The sequence below is a fragment of the Streptomyces pathocidini genome, assembly GCF_001418495.1.
Lineage (GTDB): Bacteria > Actinomycetota > Actinomycetes > Streptomycetales > Streptomycetaceae > Streptomyces > Streptomyces pathocidini.
Window position 1 is genome coordinate 22,492 of record NZ_LIQY01000098.1, and the last position, 6,658, is coordinate 29,149.

5 protein-coding genes are annotated in these 6,658 nt (G+C 70.4%); 2 read left to right on the forward strand and 3 right to left on the reverse strand.

The annotated features are described in order from the left end of the window. Window positions 1–148: 148 nt before the first annotated feature. Entirely contained in the window at window positions 149–994 is an 846-nt protein-coding gene (locus AOK16_RS06495) for a siderophore-interacting protein (RefSeq protein WP_055471264.1), read from the reverse strand. 53 nt (window positions 995–1,047) lie between these two features. Continuing rightward, complete coding sequence (locus tag AOK16_RS06500) at window positions 1,048–1,980, reverse strand: 5'-3' exonuclease (RefSeq protein WP_055471268.1); 933 nt, start codon at window positions 1,978–1,980, stop codon at window positions 1,048–1,050. 224 nt (window positions 1,981–2,204) lie between these two features. Between AOK16_RS06500 and AOK16_RS06505 the strand changes: the two genes are divergently transcribed. Continuing rightward, window positions 2,205–3,359, forward strand: a complete 1,155-nt coding sequence (locus tag AOK16_RS06505) for a quaternary amine ABC transporter ATP-binding protein (RefSeq protein WP_055471265.1) — start codon at window positions 2,205–2,207, stop codon at window positions 3,357–3,359. After that, window positions 3,352–5,943 carry an ABC transporter permease/substrate binding protein gene (locus AOK16_RS06510; protein WP_055471266.1) on the forward strand — a complete coding sequence of 864 codons (2,592 nt, stop codon included), beginning with the start codon at window positions 3,352–3,354 and terminating at the stop codon, window positions 5,941–5,943. Before AOK16_RS06505 ends, AOK16_RS06510 begins: the two co-directional genes overlap by 8 nt. Before the next feature lie 202 nt (window positions 5,944–6,145). On the opposite strand, the gene AOK16_RS06515 is transcribed toward AOK16_RS06510, so the two are convergent. Continuing rightward, a partial coding sequence (locus tag AOK16_RS06515) for a sterol carrier protein domain-containing protein (RefSeq protein WP_205627638.1) occupies window positions 6,146–6,658 on the reverse strand: 513 nt, incomplete at its 5' end.

Here is a 6,658-nt window from a genome sequence, read left to right on the forward strand (position 1 = left end):
TCCCGCTCTCGTGCTCTCTCGGCGCGGCAGTGGGAGCGGTCCTGGCGCGGAAGTGGCAGCGGCGCGGTCCGGCCGACCAGCAGGCGGGGCAAGCCGGTTCGGGGAGGGGAGCGGCTGTCCCGCCAGCGGCTGTTCCGCCCCTCGCGTTTCAGGCGGCGCCGGTCTCCTGTTCCGCCTCCACCTGGGCGTTCCAGTCGCGCTTCGAGGCCTGCCAGCCGTCCTCGTCGTGGCCGCGCCGCCAGTAGCCGGAGATGGAGAGGTGCTCCCGCGCGACCCCCCGCTCCAGGCGCAGATGGCGGCGCAGCTCTTTCACGAAGCCCGCTTCGCCGTGGACGAAGGCGTGCACCTCGCCCTTGGGGAACTCCAGTTCACGCACGGCCGCCAGGAGCGCCGCGCCGACCGGGGCGCCGTCGCGGTGCAGCCACACTACTTCCGTGTCCACCGGAACGGTGAGTCGCTGCCGCTCCTCCGGGCCTGCGACTTCCACGAAGGCGCGGACCGTCGCCCCGTCCGGTACGCGCTCCAGCGCCGCGGCGATGGCGGGCAGGGCGCTCTCGTCGCCCACCAGCAGGTGCCAGTCCGCGGCCGGGTCGGGGGCGTAGGCGCCGCCGGGGCCCAGGAAGCGGACCTCGGCGCCCGGTTCGACGGTCACCGCCCACGGCCCGGCCAGGCCGGTGTCGCCGTGGACGACGAAGTCCAGTGTCAGCTCCCGCCGTTCGGGGTCCCAGGCACGCACGGTGTACGTACGCATCCGCGGCCACTGGTCGCGGGGCAGCTCCCGCCGCACGGCCTCCAGGTCGAACGGCTCGGGGAGCGTGGTGCCCTCGGCCGGGAACAGCAGCTTCACATAGTGGTCGGTGTACTCCCCGGCGGGGAAGCCCGCCAGGCCCTCGCCGCCGAGCACCACCCGCACCATGTGCGGGGTGAGCCGTTCCTTCCGCACCACCCGCGCCCGGTGGAGCTGCGGCTTCCTGCGTGCCGGACGGTCTGCCACGTCGGCCTCCCCCTCGGAGTCGGGCTAACTTAGGTAGACCTAACCTAACAGGGTCAGCCGCTGAGCGTCGCCAGCAGCCGCTGCATCGAGCCACCCAGCCCCCACCGCTCCGCCAGCGCCACCACGGCCGCCGGATCCCGTGGCTCGCGCGGCAGCGTCGCGTCGAAAGCCGGGAGCGGTACGTCGGTGGCGACCTGTACGACCTTGGGCGCGACCGCGAGGTAGTCCCGCGCCTCGACCAGCCGCCTGCGCTGCGAGACCGTCAGCTGCTTCGACATCGGATCGGCCACCGCGGCCAGGATCCCGGCCAGGTCGCCGTAGGCCGCGAGCAGCTTGGCGGCGGTCTTCTCGCCGATCCCCGGGACCCCCGGCAGGCCGTCGCTCGGGTCGCCGCGCAGCAGCGCCAGGTCCGCGTATCCCCGCCCGTCCACGCCGTACTTCGCGCGCAGCCACGCCTCGTCGACGGCCTGGAGCGAGCCCATGCCCTTGACCGGATAGAGCACCCGGATCCCGCGCGCGTCGTCCACCAGCTGGAACAGGTCGCGGTCGCCGGTGACGATGTCCACGGGCCCGGGCGCGAGCCCCGTCAGCGTGCCGATCACGTCGTCCGCCTCGTAGCACGCCACGCCGACGCGGGCGATGCCCAGCGCGTCCAGCACGTCCTCGATCACCGGCACCTGCGGGGAGAGGGTGTCCGGGACCTCCTCCACGTCCGGGCTCTCCGGCGCTCCCCCCGGCTTCGCCGGGAGCGCCTCCTCGGCGACCCGGTGCGCCTTGTACGTGGGGATCAGCTCGACCCGCCAGTGCGGGCGCCAGTCGGCGTCCATGCAGGCCACCAGGTCGTCCGGCTGGTGGTCCTGGACGAGCCGGGTGATGAAGTCGAGCAGGCCGCGGACGGCGTTGACCGGCGTGCCGTCGGGGGCCCGGACCGAGTCCGGCACGCCGTAGTAGGCGCGGAAGTAGAGGGAGGCGCTGTCGAGGAGCATCAGGCGTCGGGTCACACCCCGCATGATGCCGCACTCCACTGACACCGCCGGGGTGCCGGCGGCGCCGGGCGGTACCGGCGAGGTCCGGGAAACGGGCCCGCCGCAAGCCGAGCGCTTGTGAACTGACTCACTTGTGGGTTTGTCATGCGTTTCAGGGGGGCAGGCGCGCGTCCGGCCCGCCGACGGGGGAGGCGGGCCACGTACGTTCTACCCGAGAGGTGCATGTGTCGAAGTTGCAAGCCGAGCACTTGTACAAAGTGTTCGGCAGACGACCGGAAGAGGCGGTCAGGAAACTGGAGGGCGGCGCCGACCGCGACGACCTGCGCGCGGACGGCACGACAGCCGCCGTCATCGACGCCTCCTTCTCTGTCGAGGAGGGCCAGATCTTCGTGGTCATGGGCCTCTCGGGATCCGGCAAGTCCACCCTGCTGCGGATGCTGAACGGGCTCTTGGACGCCACCGCGGGCCGGGTGCGCTTCGACGGCCAGGACCTCACCGAGCTCAGCCCCCGAGAGCTGCGCGCGGTCCGCTCCCGCAAGATCAGCATGGTCTTCCAGCACTTCGCGCTGTTCCCGCACCGCAGCGTGCTGGAGAACGCCGCCTACGGGCTCGAGGTCCAGGGCGTAGGGCGCGCCGAGCGTGAGCGGCGGGCCACCGAGGCGCTGGAGCTGGCCGGCCTCAAGGGCTGGGAGACCTCCTGGCCCGACGAGCTGTCCGGCGGCATGCAGCAGCGCGTGGGCCTGGCCCGCGCGCTGGCCACCGATGCCGACCTGCTGCTGATGGACGAGTCCTTCAGCGCGCTGGACCCGCTGATCCGCCGCGACATGCAGGACCAGCTGCTGGAGCTCCAGCAGGGGCTGAAGAAGACCATCGTCTTCATCACCCACGACCTCAACGAGGCCATGCGCCTGGGCGACCGCATCGCCGTCATGCGCGACGGCCGGATCGTGCAGACCGGCACCGCCGAGGACATCCTTCTCACCCCGGCCAACGACTACGTGGCCTCCTTCACGCAGGACGTCGACCGCTCCCGCGTGCTCACCGCCGGCTCGGTCATGGCCGACGTCGACGAGGTGCTGGGCACCCGTACCGCCGACGGCACCGAGCTGCGCCGCGCCGAGGACCTGCTGGCCGCCGCGCCCGCGAAGGTCGGTGTCGACACCCCGATCTTCGAGCTGTTCACGCCCTGCTCGACCAGCGGTGTCCCGGTCGCCGTGACCGACGCCGCGGGCGAGCTGGTCGGCGCGGTGCCGGCCGAGCGGCTGCTCGCCGTGCTCGGCGAGCCGATGCAGCAGGACGAGGCCGCGCCCTCGACCGGCGCCGCGGGCGGCTCGCCCGAAGGCGCCGAGCCCGAGGGGAAGGTGACCGCCGGTGCCTAGGATCGACATCGGCGGCTGGGCCGACTCCGCGGTCGACTGGCTGCGCGACAACCTCGACTGGCTCTTCACTCTCATCTCGTCCGTCCTGGGCGGGATGTACGACGGGTTCCAGGCCGTGCTCGGCGCCCCCGAACCGCTGCTGCTCGCGGGCATCTTCGCGGTGCTGGCGTTCTGGCTGCGCGGTCTGCTGGCCGCGGTCCTCACCTTCGCCGGCTTCGCGCTGATCGACTCGATCGAGCAGTGGGGCCAGACGATGGACAGCCTGGCGTTGGTGCTCGTAGCCGGGTTCCTGATCGTCGTCGTGGCCGTGCCGCTGGGCATCTGGTCCGCGCGCAACCGCGCGGTCAGCGCCACGCTGCGGCCCGTACTGGACTTCATGCAGACGATGCCCGCGATGGTCTACCTCATCCCCGGCATCCTCTTCTTCGGTGTCGGGGTCGTCCCCGGCATCGTCGCCACCATCGTCTTCGCCATGCCGCCCGCGGTCCGCATGACCGAGCTGGGCATCCGCCAGGTCGACGAGGAACTCGTCGAGGCCGCCGAGGCGTTCGGCACCCACCCCCGCGCCACGCTGCTGCGGGTCCAGCTGCCGCTCGCGCTGCCCACGATCATGGCGGGCATCAACCAGGTCATCATGCTCGCGCTGTCCATGGTCGTCATCGCCGGCATGGTCGGCGGCGGCGGTCTCGGCCAGTCCGTGTATGACGCGATCAGCTCGGTCAACGTCGCGCTCGGCTTCGAGGGCGGCCTCGCGGTCGTCATCCTCGCCATGTACCTGGACCGCATGACCGGCGCCCTCAACCAGCGCGTCTCGCCGCTCGGCCGCCGCGCGCTGGCCAAGGCGCAGGCGATGCTCGGCGGCGGCGCCAAGGTGCTGCACTGGAAGCCCGCCACCTCGCTCGCGATGGTCGGCGTGGTCGTCCTCGCGCTGGCCGCCGGTGGACTGAGCGTCTTCGGCAAGGCCGACAAGGACAAGGGCCACGAGATCAAGATCGGCTACGTGGCCTGGGACGAAGGCACCGCCTCCACCTGCCTGTGGAAGGAACTCCTCGAGCAGCGCGGCTACCAGCCCAAGGTCCAGCCGCTGGACGCGGGCGCGCTCTACACCGGCCAGGCCCGCGGCGACATCGACATCCAGACCAACTCCTGGCTGCCGGTGACCCACGAGGCCTACTGGAAGAAGTACGGCAAGGACCTCGAGGACTACGGCGCCTGGTACGACAAGACCTCGCTGGAGATCGCCGTGCCCTCGTACGTCAAGGGTGTCAAGACCCTCGACGACCTCAAGGGCAAGGGCGGCCTGTTCAAGAACAAGGTCGTCGGCATCGAGCCCGGCGCGGGCGAGATGAAGCTGTACGAGGACAAGGTGCAGAAGCAGTACGGGCTGGAGGGCGAGTACCGGCTCCTCAAGTCCAACACCTCCTCCATGCTCGCCGAACTGGACCGCGCCTACGCCAAGAAGGAGCCGGTCGCGGTCACCCTGTGGTCCCCGCACTGGGCGTACGACAAGTACGAGCTGACCAAGCTGAAGGACCCCAAGGGCGCCTTCGGCACCGGTGACGGCATCCACACCCTCGGCCGCAAGGGCTTCGCCCAGGACGAGCCCGAGGTCGCTCGCTGGATGAAGAACTTCAGCCTGGACGAGCAGCAGCTCACCTCCCTGGAAGCCGAGATCCAGGAGGCGGGCAAGGGACACGAGCAGGACGGCGTGCGCGCCTGGCTGAAGAAGAACCCTGGCATGGCCGACAAGCTGGCCCCCGCCGCCGACGCCGAGTACGCGAAGGGCAAGGACGCGGGCAAGTCCGTCGACATCGGCTACCCGAACTGGGACGAGGGCATCGCGGCCACGTACCTCTGGAAGGCCGTCCTGGAGAAGCGCGGCTACCGGCCCACCATCCGCCAGCTGGACGTCGGCCCGATGTTCACGGGCCTGTCCACCGGGCAGATCGACGTGGAACTCGACGGCTGGCTGCCGGTCGCGCAGAAGCAGTACTGGGACAAGTACCAGAACGACCTGGTCGACCTAGGGGCGTGGTACGACAAGACCTCCCTGGAGATCGCCGTGCCGTCCTACGTCAAGGGCGTCAGGACCATGGACGACCTGCGTAGGCACAAGGACCGGTTCAAGGGCCGGATCATCGGCATCGAGCCGGGCACCGGCCAGATGATGCGCCTGGAGGACAAGGTCATGCCGGCCTACGGGCTGGGGGACTTCGAGCTGACCAAGGCCGGCACCTCCTCGATGCTCGCGGAGCTGGAGCGCGCGTACGCCAAGAAGGAGCCCGTCGCGGTCGTCCTCTGGTCGCCGCACTGGGCGTACAAGAAGTACGACCTGACCCGGCTCTCGGACCCCAAGAAGACCTGGGGCGCCAACAACCGGATCAAGTCGCTCGGGCACAGGTCCTTCCCCGGGAAGTTCCCCGAGCTCAGCGGCTGGCTGAAGAACTGGCACATGTCTCCCGACGAGCTGATGAGCCTGGAACAGGCCATCCAGGAGGCCGGCCAGGGCAAGCAGGAGGAGGGCGTCCAGGAGTGGATCGACGCCCACCCGGGCATCATCGACCGGCTGGCGCCGGTGAAGTAGCCCGCTGAAGTATCCGGCGCCGCACGCCACTTCGCGTACGGCACCGCACCCCCGCGAGCCCCAGCCCACCACGGACGCTGTTGGTTATTCGGGGGCTGCGTGACGGCGGCCTGTGTGACCCCGTTGGGGTTACGCAGGCCGTTGTGGGTCTGGTCAAGACGAGTCGTCTCGGGAAGCCGTCAGTGGCCGTGATCCACGGGTGCTAGAAGTGATCGGGAAGCCATGGTTCGAACTGCGCTGTGCTGCGGATGAGCGTTGCCAATGCCTCTTCGGATTGTGCGCGGAGCCCGGCCATGCGCGCTGATGTGGGGGTTCGGTAGCCGCCCGCGTACCAGACCGCGAGTTGCCTTCTGGTGAGGCTGACCTGGCTCTCTACGGTGGTGGGGTGGAGTTGTGCTGATCCGCCGGTGATCCGGAACATGTAGCGGTCCCAGGTGCGGCCGTTGTCGTTTTCGATCTCGATGGGCACCGTGGCGTCGAGGTCTTTGGGCCATCCCCGGAGCCGTACGGCCTCGGCGGCGTTGAGGATGCGGAGCATCCATGGGTGCCAGGCCTCGGAGATGGGCCGGTGGCGGTGGAGGTTGTGCAGGAGGGTGGGGTAGGGCAGTGTGCCGCGGCGGAACTCGGCGGTTTCGGCGCGGGTGTTGTGGCGGCCGAGGAAGGCCAGCATGGCCCCGGCAGTGTCCGCGTCGGTTGCCCAGAAGTCGTGGATGAC

Coding starts and splice junctions, on each gene's coding strand:
- AOK16_RS06500 (WP_055471268.1), bottom strand. CDS start 1,980: ATGCTCCTCGACAGCGCCTCCCTCTACTTCCGCGCCTACTACGGCGTG.